The organism is Curtobacterium sp. L3-7 (assembly GCF_048756585.1).
Classification (GTDB): Bacteria; Actinomycetota; Actinomycetes; order Actinomycetales; family Microbacteriaceae; genus Curtobacterium.
This window is the reverse complement of record NZ_CP151474.1, coordinates 1299434-1314792: the sequence shown is the minus strand read 5'-3', so window position 1 is coordinate 1314792 and position 15359 is coordinate 1299434. Positions and strand designations below refer to the sequence as shown.

General features: G+C 69.9%; 11 protein-coding genes. 4 read left to right on the top strand and 7 right to left on the bottom strand.

The genetic code is table 11. The features are described from left to right. Positions 1-426: an organic hydroperoxide resistance protein gene (locus AAEP80_RS06490; protein ID WP_402728105.1), complete on the bottom strand. Its 426-nt coding sequence runs from the start codon at positions 424-426 to the stop codon at positions 1-3. Positions 427-605: 179 nt separating this feature from the next. On the opposite strand from AAEP80_RS06490, the gene AAEP80_RS06485 reads away from it, so the two are divergent. Genes AAEP80_RS06485 through AAEP80_RS06475 form a run of 3 tightly spaced genes read left to right on the top strand, consistent with a single transcriptional unit; the run spans position 606 to position 2615 of the window. After that, positions 606-1172, top strand: coding sequence for a hypothetical protein (locus AAEP80_RS06485; RefSeq protein WP_420366419.1), 567 nt, complete (start codon positions 606-608; stop codon positions 1170-1172). Then, positions 1169-1840, top strand: a complete 672-nt coding sequence (locus tag AAEP80_RS06480) for a hypothetical protein (RefSeq protein ID WP_420366418.1) — start codon at positions 1169-1171, stop codon at positions 1838-1840. Before AAEP80_RS06485 ends, AAEP80_RS06480 begins: the two co-directional genes overlap by 4 nt. A gap of 43 nt (positions 1841-1883) precedes the next feature. Further along, positions 1884-2615, top strand: a complete 732-nt coding sequence (locus AAEP80_RS06475; protein WP_420366417.1) for an SOS response-associated peptidase — start codon at positions 1884-1886, stop codon at positions 2613-2615. A 99-nt stretch (positions 2616-2714) separates the two neighbouring features. On the opposite strand, the gene AAEP80_RS06470 is transcribed toward AAEP80_RS06475, so the two are convergent. Further along, positions 2715-8165 carry a beta strand repeat-containing protein gene (locus AAEP80_RS06470; protein ID WP_420366416.1) on the bottom strand — a complete coding sequence of 1817 codons (5451 nt, stop codon included), beginning with the start codon at positions 8163-8165 and terminating at the stop codon, positions 2715-2717. Positions 8166-8363: 198 nt separating this feature from the next. On the opposite strand from AAEP80_RS06470, the gene AAEP80_RS06465 reads away from it, so the two are divergent. Continuing rightward, positions 8364-9230 carry a VanZ family protein gene (locus AAEP80_RS06465; RefSeq protein WP_420366415.1) on the top strand — a complete coding sequence of 289 codons (867 nt, stop codon included), beginning with the start codon at positions 8364-8366 and terminating at the stop codon, positions 9228-9230. 214 nt (positions 9231-9444) lie between these two features. Here AAEP80_RS06465 and AAEP80_RS06460 read toward each other — a convergent pair whose 3' ends face one another. The 5 genes from AAEP80_RS06460 to AAEP80_RS06440 all read right to left on the bottom strand — a co-directional run bounded on the left by AAEP80_RS06460 (position 9445) and on the right by AAEP80_RS06440 (position 15336). Continuing rightward, positions 9445-10638, bottom strand: a complete 1194-nt coding sequence (locus tag AAEP80_RS06460; protein WP_420366414.1) for an acyltransferase family protein — start codon at positions 10636-10638, stop codon at positions 9445-9447. A gap of 108 nt (positions 10639-10746) precedes the next feature. Continuing rightward, complete coding sequence (locus tag AAEP80_RS06455) at positions 10747-11292, bottom strand: sortase (protein WP_420366413.1); 546 nt, start codon at positions 11290-11292, stop codon at positions 10747-10749. An 82-nt stretch (positions 11293-11374) separates the two neighbouring features. Continuing rightward, entirely contained in the window at positions 11375-13057 is a 1683-nt protein-coding gene (locus AAEP80_RS06450; RefSeq protein WP_420366412.1) for a DUF4012 domain-containing protein, read from the bottom strand. 141 nt (positions 13058-13198) lie between these two features. Next, entirely contained in the window at positions 13199-14452 is a 1254-nt protein-coding gene (locus tag AAEP80_RS06445) for a hypothetical protein (RefSeq protein ID WP_420366411.1), read from the bottom strand. Continuing rightward, positions 14449-15336, bottom strand: coding sequence for a glycosyltransferase (locus AAEP80_RS06440; protein ID WP_420366410.1), 888 nt, complete (start codon positions 15334-15336; stop codon positions 14449-14451). The genes AAEP80_RS06445 and AAEP80_RS06440 overlap by 4 nt, the downstream gene beginning before the upstream one ends. Positions 15337-15359: the final 23 nt, after the last annotated feature.

Below are 15359 nucleotides of genomic sequence, written 5' to 3'. Positions count from 1 at the left end.
TCAGTCGACGAGGGAGAGCGTCACGGTGATGTTGCCGCGGGTGGCGTTCGAGTACGGACAGATCTCGTGCGCCCGCTCCGCCAGTCGCTGCCGCGAGGCACCGTCGACGGCCGGCGCGTAGATGTCGAGCTCCACCGCGAGCCCGAACCCGCCGTTCCCGTTCCCGCCGATGCCGACCTCGGCCGAGACCTCGGCGTCCGTGGTGTCGAGCGACAGCTCGCGACCGGCCGCGTGCAGCGCCCCGAGGAAGCACGCAGCGTACCCGGCGGCGAAGAGCTGCTCCGGGTTGGTGCCCTCGCCGCTTCCGCCCATCTCCTTCGGCGGACGGGTGTCCAGGTCGAGCCGGTCGTCCTCGCTGCGGACGTGGCCGTCGCGGCCACCCCCGGAGGCGTGGGCGACGGCGGTGTAGACGATGTCGAGACTCATGGCAGCAGGTGACCGCTCCAGTCTGGACGATTCCTGACGAGCGGCTCCACTTCGGGGACCGCACCCGTCGCCATCGCGCCGCCTCGGGCGTGTCCGAGCGATCCTCGGGGACACCGAGTAGAACGGACGGCGTGTTCCAACTCGGATGGCAGGCTTACCGCACCCACTTGGGTGATGCCGTGTCCGTCGTCAAGGTCCGTCGCGCGCTCGTGCTCGGTGCCGTCGCCACGGTCGTCGCCGCCGCGGTGATGACCGGGCTCGACCTCGCGTTCGACTGGACCGGTCCCGGGGCCGGTCGCGCGACACTCGCCGTCGCGCTGCTGTCCCTCGGCGTGGGGCTCGTCGCCGTCGCCTGCTGCCCGATCGGCCGGCCGCTCGACCCCGCCGCGACGATCAACGGCCGGCAGGTCCGACCGGACACCGCCCGCACGGTCCGCGGCAGCGTGCAGCGGTACCTGGTTGGGACGATGCCCGCGATGCGGCCGGAGGACCGGGAGGCGGTGCTCACCGACACGCTGCTGTACCGCCGCGGCGTGATCAAGGACGTCACCCAGTGGACCCCGCTCGTCGTCGGTGGCCTGCTCGCGAGCCTCGCCGCACTGCGGCTCGGGACGTTCTCCTGGTTCATCCCGGTCTGGTTCGTCGTCTACGCGAGCAACATCGTCACGTGGCTCCACCGTCTGGGGCGGGCCGAGCGTACACGGCTGGTCGCCGAGACGCTCGACCCGGTCCGCGAGTCCGCATGAGCCCGTACTCCCTCGGATGGTCCGTCTTCCGAGCGAACGTCGATCGGGCGATCCCCGCGGAACGCCGCCGCTGGATGGTGCTCGTCGGCGTGCTGACCGCCGTGGCCGCCGCCGCCGTGCTCGTCGTCGTCGGCTCAGTCGCACCGTGGCCGGACCTCCACGGCCCGGCCGCCTGGGTCGGCGCAGCACTCCTCGCCCTCGCGGCCGGTGCCGTCGGCGTGGCAGTCGTCCCGCTCCGACCCCGAGCGGCCGACGGCACGCGCCTGTACTGGTCGGGGTCGCAGATGGCGGCGCCGGACCCGATCGAGCGGTACTTCCGCGCGAAGGACGCTCCGACGATCGATCCGCGTGACCGGGACGACGTCCTCCGTGACGCCGAGGCGGTGCGCGCCGGGATCGTGCCCGAGGTGTTCCGCGGACTGGTCCTCGCGGCGGTGGCGGTGCTCGCGTTCGGGGCGATCCTCCTGCTCCACGCTCCTGCGGTCTTCCCCGTCTGGCTCGGTGTCCTCAGCGCTGGCCGCACCGTGGCGAACGTCATCCGACTCGGCAAGGTCGAGCGGGCCAGGGCCCTCGCGGCGACCCTCCCCGATGTTCCTCCTGCGGCGACGCACTCCGGCGAGCGCCGACGCACCCCGAACGGCTCGAAGATCCGCCTCCCCGGCGACTGATGTCCGCGGGCGCACTGTCGGGGGCGCGGGGCAGACTGGGCGCATGTGTGGCCGCTTCGTCGTCTCCGACACCACCGCCGACCTGCTCCCCGAGCTCATCGGTGAACTCGCCGATCGCACCGAACACGTCGACGAGGACACGGGCGTCGTCGGCACCGGGCTCGTCCCGAGCTGGAACGTCGCCCCGACCGACCCGGTGTTCGCGGTCCGGCAGCGCCACGGCGAGCGCGAACTCCCGCAGATCAGCTGGGGCTTCGTGCCGAGCTGGGCGAAGGACTTCGTCAAGCAGCGCCCGAAGCCGATCAACGCCCGGATCGAGACGGTGGCGACGAGCGGCATGTTCAAGCGGGCGTTCGCCACGAACCGGTGCATCGTCCCCGCGCAGGGCTACTACGAGTGGGTCGTGCGCGACGACGGCAAGGAACCCCACTTCGTGCACGAACCCGGCGGCGCGCTGGCGATGGCCGGTGTCGTGAGCGCCTGGCCGGACCCGACCAAGCCCGAGGGTGACCCGGACAAGTGGAGGCTCTCGCTGGCGATCATCACGCGGGACGCCCACGTGGCTCCTGGCGAGGTCCACGACCGCATGCCGGCGTTCCTCACGCCCGACGGCTACGACGACTGGCTCGGCGGCGACCTGCACACCGACGACCTGCTGTCCCTGCTCGACCACGAGTCGCTCGCGGTCGCGGCGGGCCTCGAGCAGTACGAGGTCTCGCGCACGGTCAACAGCGTCAAGAACAACGGCCCGGAGCTCATCGAGCCGGTCGCCTGACCGCACCCGTCGCGCCCGGCGCGACCACGGACCACGGACGGGAGGCCCGGATCACGTCCGCCATGTGGCGGACGTGATCCGGGCCTCCTGTCCGGTACGTCAGTCGGTTCCGCGGATCCGGCGGCGGACGATCAGCAGGACACCGGCCAGCAGCAGCGCGAGCGCTGCGAGCGACAGCCCGACCAGGCCGGTGGTGCCCGTGAAGGCGAGCTCGGCCGCGTGGACCTTCGCCGCGAGTCCGACCGGGTAGACCACGGTGATCGTCGCGAGGACCTGCTGGCCGTCGCTGTCGACGATGCTGTAGCCGACCTGCACGGTGCCGGTGAAGCCGTCCACCGGTGTGAAGACGACCTTGCCGTCCCGGATCGTCCAGGTGCCCTTGCCGTCGACCGTGATGCTGTGGACGAGTGCACCCTTCGGGTCGACCAGGTGCAGCGTGCCGCGGTCGAACGTCGCTCCGCCGGTCGGCGTGTCGTTCGTGAGCGGGTCGATCGTCACCGGCTGGTTCGCCGTGCCGGTTGCCTTGTCGTCGGTCGCGACGGCGTGGGCGAGGACGGTGATGGTCGTCGTCACGGTGGTCGTCTGCCCGCTCTCGTCCGTCACGATGGCCGTGAAGGAGTCGACCCCGGTGAAGCCGGCGGCCGGGGTGTAGACCCAGGAGCCGTCCTGCTGCAGGGTGACGGTGCCGTGCGCGGGCTTCCGGTCGACCTTCGCCCAGAGCGCCACGCCGTCCGAGCCGGCGAGCACACCGTGCGCACCGTCACGGCCGACCGCGGTGCCGGCGATGGTGGTCGCCTTGCCGTCCTTGGCCATGATGCCCACCGTGATGGTGACCGTCGCGCTGGCGCGCTGCCCGGAGGCGTCCTGCACCGTGTAGGTGACGTGGTCGGTGCCGGAGAAACCGGCGGCCGGGGTGTAGACGAACGTGCCGTCGGCGGCGATCGTCACGGTGCCGTGCTCCGGGGTGCCGGAGCCGACGACCGTGAGCTCCGTGCCGTGGTCGTTGCCGAGGACGCCGGGGCCCGTGACGGTGACGGTCTTGCCGGCCGGGGTGCTGGTCTTGTCGTCACCCGCGGTCGGCGTGACCGTGATCGTCACGACGCCCGTGGCGGTGTTGCCGTCGGCGTCGGTCGCGGTGTAGGTGAAGGTGTCCGTGCCCGACCAGTCCTTCGTCGGCGTGTAGGTGTAGCCGCCCTTCGCGCCGAGCTCGACGTCGCCGTGCGTCGGCTTCCGGTCGAGCGTCGCCGTGAGACCGGTTCCGAGGTCGTTGCCGAGGACGCCGTTCGCCGTGGTCACCGTGAGCGTGCCGTTCGTCGTGGTCGTCCCGGAGTCCGGCATGGCGACCGCACCGACGATCACGATGACCGTCGAGGTCGTCGTCTGGCCGCTGCTGTCGGTGGCCGTGTACGTGAACGCGTCCGTGCCGGAGAAGCCGGGGGTCGGCGTGTAGACGAGGCCGCCGTCCGTGCCGGTGGTCACGTCGCCGTGCGCCGCGTCGCCGTGGCCGTGGCCGGTGACGGTGAGGCCGGAGCCGTTGTCGTTGGCCGTCAGCGTGGCGCTCGCGATCGGCAGCGGGGTGCCGGCCGGTGTCGTGACGAGGTCCTGCTTCGCGGTCGGCGACACGGTCATCGTGACCGTCGTGGGCTGCGTGCTGCCGCCGGTCGGGTCCGTCGCCGTGTAGGTGAACGTGTCCGTTCCGGAGAAGCCGTCCTTCGGCGTGTACGTCACCGTGCCGGGGCCGGTGATGACGACGGTGCCGTTCGTGCCGTTCGTGACGGTCGCCACGGTGAGCTCCGTGCCCGAGTCGTTCTTCGTGACCGGGACGTCGACCGGCGTGGAGGCCGGGGTCGAGGCGGTGTCGGCGACGCCCTTCGGCAGCACGGTGATCGTCACGGTGCCGGTCGTCGTGTTGCCGTCCTTGTCCTTCACCGTGTAGTCGAACGAGTCCGGACCGGAGTAGCCGGGCTTCGGCGTGTAGGTGTAGCCGCCCTGCTCGCCGACCGTGGCGGCGCCGTGCTCCGGCTGCGTGTTGTCGGTGACCTCGAGGCCGGTGCCGTCGGAGTCCTTCAGGACGCCGTCCTCGTCGGAGACCGTGACGGGCTCGTCGGTGGTGGCCGAACCGGTGCTCGCCGCGACGACCGGGGTGACCGTCACGGTGACGGTGCCGGTGCCCTCGTTACCGTGGGCGTCGACGACCGTGTACGTGAAGGTGTCCGTGCCGGAGAACCCGGCGTGCGGCGTGTAGGTGACGGTGCCGTCGTCGGCGACCGAGAGGTCACCGCCGGCAGCGCCCTGGGCGCCGATGACCTTCAGGCCTTCGCCGTGGTCGTTCTTCGTCAGCTCCCCGGAGGTCACGGAGACGGGCTGGCCCGCCTTCGTCGAGATCGCGTCCTTCTCGGCGCCCGGCTTCACCGTGATGGTGACCGTGCCCGTAGAGGTCCGGCCGGAGCCGTCCGTCAGCGTGTACGTGAAGGTGTCGGTTCCGGAGAAGCCGTCGTGGGGCGTGTACGTGTACGACCCGTCGGTCGCGAGATCGAGGTCGCCGTTCGTCGGCTTCTGGTCGACCGCGGCCTGCTTGCCCGTGCCCTTGTCGTTCGCGAGCACGCCGTCGTCCTTCGAGACGGTCAGGGTCTGGCCGGCCGTCGCGGTGGCGGTGTCCGGCGTGGCGGTCGGACCGACCACGATCGTGACGACGCCGGTGCTCTTCTGGCCGGAGGCGTCCGTGACCTCGTAGGTCACGGTGTCGGTGCCGGAGAAGCCGTCCTTCGGCGTGTAGGTCACGGCGCCGGTGGTCGGGTCGACCGAGACGTCGCCGTTCCCCGTGCTCGTCGCACCCGTGACCTGGAGCGTCGAACCGGCGTCGTTGCGGGTCAGGTCGGCCGCCGGGATGGTCAGCGAGTCGCCGGCCTTCGTGCTCGCCGTGTCCGGGTTCGCGACCGGTGTGACCGAGACGGTGACCGTCGCCGGCTGCGAGGTGTGCCCGGAGCCGTCCGTCACCGTGTAGGTGAAGGTGTCGGTGCCGGAGAAGCCGTCCTTCGGCGTGTACTGCACGGTGCCGTCGGGCTGCACGACGGCGGTGCCGTTCGTGGGGGTCGTCGCGACGGTGGTCGTGAGGCCCTTCCCGTGGTCGTTGCGCTGCACGTCGACCGTCACCGGGGTGTTCGCCGGCGTGGTCGCGATGTCGTCGGTCGCGGTCGGGGTGACCGTGACGCGCACGGTGGCGGTCGTCGGGTTCCCGGCCTTGTCCGTCGCCGTGTAGGTGAAGGAGTCCGAGCCCGAGAAGCCGTCGTTCGGGGTGTACGAGTACGTCCCCGTCGCCTTGTCCACGGTCAACGTGCCGTTCTTCGGCGCGGTGGTGCTCGTGATGGTCAGGCCGGTCCCGAGGTCGTTGCCGAGCAGCCCGGTCTCGCGGGTGGTCGTGGTCGCCGTGGAGCCCGCGCCGACGGTGATGGTGTCGTCGACGGCCTTCGGCAGCACGGTCACCGTGACCGTCACGGTGTCGGACTTCCCCACGCCGTTCGCATCGGTGACGGTGTAGTCGAAGGAGTCCTGGCCGGAGTACCCGGTGGTGGGCGTGTACGTGTACGAGCCGTCCGCGTTCACGGTGACGTCACCGTGCGCGGGCGTCGTGTTCCCGGTGACGACCAGGTCGGAGCCGAGGTCGTTGCCGAGCAGGCCGGGGGCGTTGCCGCTCGTCGAGGAACCGGAGGTCGCGGTGATCGTCTCGGTCTTCGCGGTCGGCAGGACCGTGATGGTCACGGTGCCCGTGATGGTCGAGCCCGCGGTGTCCTTCGCCGTGTAGGTGAACGAGTCCCCGCCCGAGAAGCCCGCCTTGGGCGTGTACGAGTAGGTGCCGTCCGTGTTCAGCGTCAGGGTGCCGTTCGTCGGGTCGGTGTGGTTCGTGACCGTCAGGCCGGTGCCGCGGTCGTTGCCGAGGACGCCGGTCTGCTTCGACGTGGTGGTCGCGGTCGAGCCGGCGTGCACGCTGAACGCGTCGTCGACGGCCTTCGGCGCGACGGTGATCGTCACGGTGCTCGTCGAGGTCCGGCCACCCCCGTCGGTCGCGGTGTAGGTGAACTGGTCCGTGCCGGAGAAGCCGTCGTTCGGGACGTACGAGAAGCTCCCGTCCTTCGCGGTCATCGTGAGCGTGCCGTTCGCGGGGTCGGTGTGGCTCGTGACCGAGAGGCCGTCGCCCGTGTCGTTCGCGAGGACACCGGGGGCCGCGACGTCGAGCTTCGTGTCCACCGCGATGGAGTAGGTGTCCGCCGCCGTCGCGACGTGGACGCGCTGCAGCACGTTGGCGAAGGTCACGACGACGTCGGTGCCGTCGGAGGAGGTGGCGGCCGGGAAGGTGAAGGTCGCCGTGTTCCCGGTGCCCTTCGCGACCTCGGCGCCGCTGTTGACGTTCACCGCCCGCCACGTGGTGGCGTAGTTCGCCAGGTTCGTGGTGCCCGCGGCGGTCTGGGTGACGGTGTAGTCCTTGCCCGGCGTGGTGAGCACGGCGCCGGCCTGCTGGTCCTGCACGCCGTTCTTCGAGCCGCTGGTCGTCGCGGTGGTGCCGCTGTTCGTCGAGGAGATGCCGCCGCCGGTGATGGCGAGGCCGAACTGGTCGCCGGAGTTCCACCGGTCGTCGACGCTCGAGGCGCCGGTCACCGTGTCGGCGTAGTTGCAGGTCGCGAGGTCGCTCGCCCGGAAGGTGGCGTTGACGGCGAAGTTCCTGACCGGCTGCCCCGTCGTCGGGTCGAGCTGGTAGAGCGTCGTCGACTGGACCGACGTGTCCGCTGGCGACGACGAGAGGTACAGGTAGCCGTCGGACGAGAACGCGATGCCGGGGCTGTTCGTGCCGCTCGGCAGCGTCGCGATCGCGGTCGTCGTGAGCGCCGTGGTCCCGGAGGCCGTCGGCAGCGTGGGGGTGTTCACGCGGTAGACGGTGTCGGCCGCGACGACGAAGAGCAGACCGCGCGAGCTGAACGCGAAGTCGCCGTTGCCCGCCTTGAGACCGTTGATCTGACCGACCTGACCGAGGTACTGCTTGGTGTTCGGGTTGTACGCGCCGAGCCAGCCGGTGTTGTCGCCGTAGTAGTAGATGCCCGTCGTCGGGTCCACCGCGCCGCGGATCACGACGCGCTTGCCGTCGGTCGTGATCGTCTTGGACACCTCGGCGGTGCTACCGTTCGCCGGCGTGTACTCCTTGAGCGTCGAGTTGACGTTGTTCGACGCGGCGTACATCTTCAGGCCCTCGCGGGAGATGCCGAGACCGTTGTTCGCATCGGTTCCGAGGGACGTGACGTCGGCGGTGGTGCCAGCGCTCGCGGTGTTCGTCACGTCGATCGCGATGACCTTGCCGGTCGAGTCCGTTGCGTAGACCGTGTTCTGGTCGCAGATGAACGCACCGTTCGCGGTCGCCGTGACGGCCGATGCGGGAGCGGCGGTGACGACCGCGGTGGTCGCGGTGATGCCGGCACCCGCGAGGAGCGTGGCGCCCACCATGGCGACGAGTCGGAGCCCCTGGCGGGCTCGGGACACACGGGTGTCCAGGGAATGGCGCATCGGTCTCTTTCGGGTCGGGACGTGCTCGGCGACGGGACGCGCACCGGGCTCCGGTTGCGAGCTCGGGCGTCCTCCGCCGACTCCGATACTGGCAGTTCGCCGCATGCCGATGGGGACATCGCGGTCCCCAATAGGGGGGACCCTCCCCGAACTGGTGTCACGCAGCGGGCACGGTCCGGCACGGTAACGTCGGCCGACATGACCTCGGCATTCCGCACGGCGTCGGCGCGGACCTCGTTCGCCCGCGCGGTGCTGACCGTCGGTACCGCGGTGCTGATCGCCCTGGCGTCGCTGCCGTGGGTCGCGACCGCGGCGGTGGAGGCGTTCCGCGCGGTGGTGACGGTGCTCCGGGGAGCCGGGCACGGCCTCCTGTCCGTGGAGGACGGCTTCGTCACGGCGATGGCCGTGACGGCGGTGACCATCCCGCTCCCCGCGCTCGTCGCCTCGGCGGTACCCACCGGTGCCCGACGGGCGACGGGCTGGGCTGCACTCGGGTCGGTGTTACTCGGCGGGCTCGTCGCGCTCCGGACGCCGACTCCGGCTGCGACGTGGGTGTCGCTCGTGATCGCGGTCGTGGTCGGGCTGGCGCTCGGGTGGCTCGTGCTCGCCGCGATGCGGGCGCCGCTTGCGCCCGCGACGCCGCGCAGTCGTCGGATCGCGGCGTGGGTGATCGGCGTCTACGGCGTCGGGGTGCTGTTCGTGGGATTCGCCGGCTCCCCGATGGACGCCGGGGCGCATCCGTTCATCATCCGGGCGCTCGATGCCCTCCACCGCCTCGGGGTGCCGGGGTGGTTCGGGTACGGGGCGCTCGAGTTCAGCGCGAACGTGGTGTTCTTCTTGCCGCTCGGGCTGCTCGTGGTGCTGCTCGTCGGCGGCCGGCGGTGGTGGGTCGGCGCGACGGCCGGGCTCGTCGTCAGCGCGTGCATCGAGACCGGGCAGGCGGTGTTCCTGCCGGCGCGGTTCGCGTCGCTGGACGATGTGCTGTCGAACACGAGTGGGGCGGTGATCGGGGCGCTGGTTGGGGTCGTCGTGCTCGGGTGGGCCGTTCGGCGTCGCGCTCACTGAGGGCTGCGGCGCTGGGTGATGGGCGCCGGCCGACTCGGGACGACGGACTCGTCGTCGTACGACATCGACTCTGTCGCCCGTACGCGCGTGCAACTGTTGCAGGCGCGTACGGGCGACAGAGCCGCTGTCGTACGACATCGACTCTGTCGCGTACCCGGCCCGCGCCATCACGCCAGAGCACGCACCGGCCGCCGGTTCGCCCCCGCAAAGCGGCTCACTGCGACGGGACGATACGCGCCACCCACCGTGCCAGCTTGTGGCTCGGACGCTCAACCGCCCAGTAGAACGCCGTCGCGACGGCGAGTGACACCGGGATGCCGACGAGGAAATCGATCGCCCGATTACCACCGAGGTAGTCGACTGTCGCGATGATCGGGTCGTGCACGAGGTAAAGGCTGAACGACACGGTCCCGAGCAGCAGGACCACCCTGGATTCCAGGGCGTGACGCAATCGTCGATCAAAGGTCACGACGAAGACCAATCCGGCCGCACCGACGAGTTGCACGGTGTCGGTCATGTCGAGGAAGTGCTTGTTGCCAGTCGTGAGGAGCGCGAACCAGTAGGCGCAGAGACCGAGAAGACTGACCGCGAGCACGAGGGTCCAGACCAGGTTCGGTCGCGTGCTGCGGGTGATCTGTTCGGCCAGCGTCCGGAGGTCGTCGAGATGAGCCGCCATGAGGACCCCGACGGCGAACATCGACATGAAGAGGAGCAGGTTCCCGATCGGTGGGTGGGAACTGCGCAGGTAGGCGCCGACGGTCGTTGCGGCGAGGGATGCGGCGAGCTTCCAGCCGAAACCGATCCGGAACCGGACGATCACCAGGATGTACAGCGGGAGCAACAGGGAGAAGAGCACCTCCCACACGATCGACCAGAGCGGTCCGTTGTAGAAGTTCGAGTCGTGGAGGAAGATCGACCGCTCGATGAGCTGTCTGACGTCGATGGTCGTGCCACGTTCACTGGTCCATGCTGCGCCCGCGGCAGGATCGATCGATCGGGTCAACAGGAACAAACTCAGTGCCCACGCGATCGCGACCCACACGGGCAGGTAGAGCCGGATGAGTCGTGCTGGGTAGTAGGCGATCCAGCGGAACTTCGCCGACCGGAGGACGGGGAGCGTCAGCACGAGGCCGCTCAACACGAAGAACACGAACACGGCCTCGCCTCCGGCCCACACGAGGTGGAGCGGGGTGTGCACCATCAGCCAGGCGAGCGGATGGCCCGAAGGGACGGCTGCAGGCTCCGAGTAGGTGGACGTGTAGATCGGGAAGCGGAGCATGCAGTGATGGATCACGACGACGAGTGCGGCGATGCCTCGCAGCCCGAGCAACGAAGCGATACGTCCGGTGGTCGAGGGCACGCTCACGTCGGACGGCACGCCGTTTCGCGGCGAAGTGGTGTTGGTCATCGCCGCTCGTTTCGGTTGGGTAGGGCAGGGCAGGGCAGATGCGTTCATGGGGACACCACAAGGCCCCCGGAGCGGACGCTCCGGGGGCCTTGTGGTGTCGAGCAGAGGTCAGGCAGCCGTGCGCTGGCGACGCACCGAGGTGCGCACCGCGAGGAGGCCACCGCCGAGGACGACGGCCCCACCGGCGACCCAGAGGGCCAGCGCGGAGATGGTGCCACCGGTGAAGGCGAGCGTGCCGTTGCCCGAGGCAGCGGCCGCAGCAGCGCCGTCGGCCGGGACGACCGTGAGAGCCGTGGTCGCGACGTTGCCCGAGGTGGCGCCGGTCGCGGTGAGCGAGTAGGTCCCCGAAGCGCCGGCCGGGAGCGTCACGCGGACGGTCGCAGCGCCGGTCGAGGAGGCCACGTAGGTCTTCGAGACGGTCGTGGTCGGCAGCGCGCCGAGCGTGGCGGCGCCAGCACCCGTGACGGAGACCGTGACGGTCTCGTCGGCGATGAAGGAGCCGGCTGCGAAGCCGACGGTCGCGGTGCCACCGGCGACGGCGGAACCGGAGACCGAGACGTTCGAGGCCGGGACGTAGCCCGCGGCGTTCGCGGCAGCCGGCGTGGCGATCAGTGCCGCGGACGCGAGCACGATGGCAGCGATGATCTTCTTCATGGTGCTCCCCTGATGGTTGTGGCTTCGCAAGGACGATGCGGGTCTGCCCTGAACTCCATGCAGTCGCTATGGCGAAGTTGTCTCAACCTACCGGGTCTTCACAGTCAATTGCCACGTGTTTCGTATCGTTCACGTTAATTCCTGGTGTGCTCGTGACGTCGACAGCGGTGCGCGCTGCACTGGCCGGGCCGAGGAAGGACACTTTCAGGGTGGTACTTTCCCCAGGTGAGAGCAGGGTTTGGAACTGTGCGACGGGGTATTTGCCGTCCGTTGCGGTCTGTGGGGACGCAACCTTTTCGTCCTGAGAGGCCTGGACGTAGACACCCGAAGTGGGGGCGTACACGGCGACGTTTGTCCGGATCGCGCCGGGAGTGACGCCGTACTCTCCGCCCCCGGTCACGTACTCCGGCAGGCTCGTCGCCGCATCGGCCGGCGCGGTGCTCTTCAGCGTGACTTCGACGACCCACGTCGGACGGCCGTCCTTCCGGCACACCTGGCTGCCCAGTCCGACCGTCTTGTCCAGGTAGTAGTCCATCTTCGCGCCGGTCGCGTCGTTGAGGTAGACGCCGAAGCGCTGCGTGTCCTTGTCGCTCGTCGGCAGGTCTCCTGACACCGCCGTGCCCGCGAGCTGCTTCTGCTCATCGGCGTTCGCACTCCAGAGCCGCACCCGCCCCTCGTCCACACCGGTACCCAGCGCAGCGATGAACGTCTTCGGGTCGAATCCGCCCTCGGACACCTTCGAGAACACGGCATTCGCCGCCGACGCGAAGAACGCGTCCTGCACGGTCGGGTCCGGGTACTTCGCGTACGCGTCGCTCAGCAGCAGCTGCACCGCGTTGTCCGACGTCAGGGTGTCCCCCGTCGCGAGTTGCACCGGGCCCGTCGCCTTGAGGATGTAGCCGAGCGTCACCGGGTCGATCGCGAGGACACCGTCCACCGTTTCCCCGTACTTCTGCTTCCACATCTCGCGCGCGAGTTGCGCCGACGTCTCGAAGCGCGGCGTCAGGGTGACGTCCTGGATGTACTCTCCCGTGATCCCGCCGTACAGCCCCTGCGTGTCCGTCGCGAGCGGTAGCACCGGCTGGTCGGCGATCGCGAAGTCCGACGTCGATGCCTGCCGCCCGAGCGAGATCGCGCCATCGTCGACCGTCAACTCGGCGACCGCGCCGGGGATCCCACCGCCGGCACGTAGCTCCGCGTTGTTCTGGAACAGCACCAGGTAGTGCCTCGCACCACCGTCGCCGAGCATGCTCGGTGCCAGCGCGACCGCGCGGTTCGCAGTGTCGGCCTGCGTCGAAACACTCGACAAGGAGGCTCGGAGCTGGTCGACCGCGCCCGTCACCGCTGACAGGGTGCCGCTCGTGTCGATGCGGTCGGCGTCGCGCGACGCCGCGGCGAGCGTCGTGGTCGCCTTCGCAACTGCAGGCTGTGCCTTCACGATGGGTGCGAGGTCGACTTTGCCGTTCGTCGGCTTGAACGCGTCGACGTCGACATCTCCGACGACGCCTGCGACCGGCCGGACTGCGTCCTTCGCGACCTTGTCGACGATCACCGAGACCTGGCGTACGGCGCTGAGGTTCGTCCCGAAGAAGGGCACGACCTCCGCTGCACGCCACACCGGGTCGCCCGTGAGGGACCTCGCGTGCGCAGCGCTCTGCTCGAGTTCCGTTGCTGTCCGCTCTGCGCCGGCGGTGTCACCACTGCTCAGCTCGGTCTTCAACGAGTCGACCTTCGAGACAGACGTCTCGAGAGCGTTCTTCGCCATGACTCCGCGCACGCCGACCCACGCCACAGCGAGCAGCAGCAAGAGGATCAGAGCGAGGACGCTCCACAGGACGTAGCGAGGTCGGGACCTCCGGGGCCGGGTGGCGCGTCGGGACTCGGGCAGGTCCGACATGGAGTCAGCTTAGGAGGACGACGTCGGCGTGGTGGCTACAGACCCAGGGCCACGCGATTTCCGGACGAGCAAGACGCACTGCGGGATGAAGGCGATGAGCTCGCCGACCGCCACAGCCGCGGCAGCACCAACGGCCCCGAACGCAAGGACACCGACGACGACGAGCGGCACGGTCGCGATGCCGCCGACCAGGGTGTAGCGAGCCAACTGGCGACCCGCTCCCAATGCGAGCAGACACACCAGACCGACAACCTGTGCGCCGACCAGGAGCACGAGAACGACAGCGAACGCCGCGACGAGTACCCAGGGCAACCGGATTCTGCCGTGGCTGAGGAGGTCGGCGGCCCACGGGGCGACGACGAGGAAGGCCGCCGAGCCGACGACGACGAGCGCGGTGCCGACGATCGCCGCTCGACGCACGCGGCTCCGCACCCGGCCAGGGCCGCTTCCTGGGACCCACCCCTGCAGGAACTGGACGAAGGGGGATGCCGCGGTGGTGCCGAAGCGCAGGAGCTTGTCAGCGAGGGCATAGGCGGGCAGCGCGGCCGGAACCAGACCCGCGACGAGGATCGCGGGAAGCGCTGCATTCGCAGCCGACACGAGCGCCAGTACCAGTCCGTCGGACTGGCCTCGGAGGACGGTGAGCGACCGTCGAAGACGGACACCGGCGGCCACGCCACGGATACCTGCGATCGTGACGGTCGACAGAGCGACCCCGACCAGGATGCCGACCAACTGGAGCGCGGGATACCAGAACAGGGGTGCGCCGATCACGACGGCCGCGACGCCGGCTGCACCCCCGATCACGCGAGGCGCAGTGTCCAATGCGACGAACCTGCCAGGCTGCGCGGTCCCGGTGAAGAACCATCCGGCGAGCAAGCCGGTACACGCGTACGCGGCACAGTTGAGCGCCGATTCCCACGGAGCGGACGGTACGACGAGCGCAGTGACGAGTACCGCGAGGACCGCGATCGGCAGGGTGAGCAGGAGCCGTGCCCGGTACGACTCGATGTAGATCCGCGGACGCTCGGCAGGGGCGGCCCGAGCGACGTCCGTGGGTCCCGTGGTCCCCCACCCGAAACCGATGAGCACGGAGGCGCCGGTTCCGATGGACTGTCCCGCTGCCAGACCTGCCCACGCCGACGGTCCGGCCACGGCGATGACGATCGGGATGCTGATGAGCGTGACGAGGGCTGAGACCGCGACGGATGCTGCGTAGGTCCCGACTACCCGGACGTGTCGGGAGCGCCCGGGAGCCATCATCGCCGATCAGACAACGTGCGCTGCAACGACGGTGCCGCTTTCCCACGCACGCCGAGGGCACCGTGCACGATGCCGATCACCGTCCCGAGCGCCTGCTTCGACCTGCCAGGACCGAGCACGAGCGACAAGGCGAGCGTCTTGCTCTCAGCGAGCGTGTCGCGGACAAGCCACCGCAGGGCCACCTGCGTGAACCGGGGGTAGACGAGCAACCGATTCCTCGTGATGTAGTAGCGCCGAAGGGGCGAGTGGTGGGAATACGAGCGCGTCCGTCCGCCGATACGGACGGGGCGGCCCCCAATCGTGATCGGCATCGGATCTCCTACCGGATGGAGCATCGAGGCGCCGTCTGCGAGGACGACGAGTCCACCTCGTCGACGCGCACGGAGCACCCAGTCCGTCTCGACCGCATCGATCACGAGGGACTCGTCGAACAGTCCGATCTGGTCGAGGCTCTCCACCGAGAAGAGCATCCCGGACTGCGCGACCTGGAGGGCCGTTCGGAGTCCGCTCACACGGCCATCCGCCGCCGCTCGCCTGTCGTTGTACTGATCTGCCGCCGTCGCGACCACGTCGAGTCCACGGGCTCGCGCGGCCGTCATCGCTCGGATCGACGCGGCGACGTAGTCCGCGCCGAGCTCCGAGTCCTGGTCGACGGTCAGGACGTACCCGAGATCGGGCACCTCCGTACGCGCCCTGCGGATGCCGGCGTTGAGGGCGGCGGCGATCCCTGCGTTGCCCTGGGTCTGGAGGACGACACCGGGGATCCCGTTCAGTTGCCCCACCGGCTTGCGCGATCCGTCATCGACGACCACAACCGCGGCCACTTGGCGCCGGAGCTCCGCGATGCGCTCGTGCAGACCCTCGCCGGGGTCGTACACGGGCATGACCGCAACGGTTGAACGAGCAT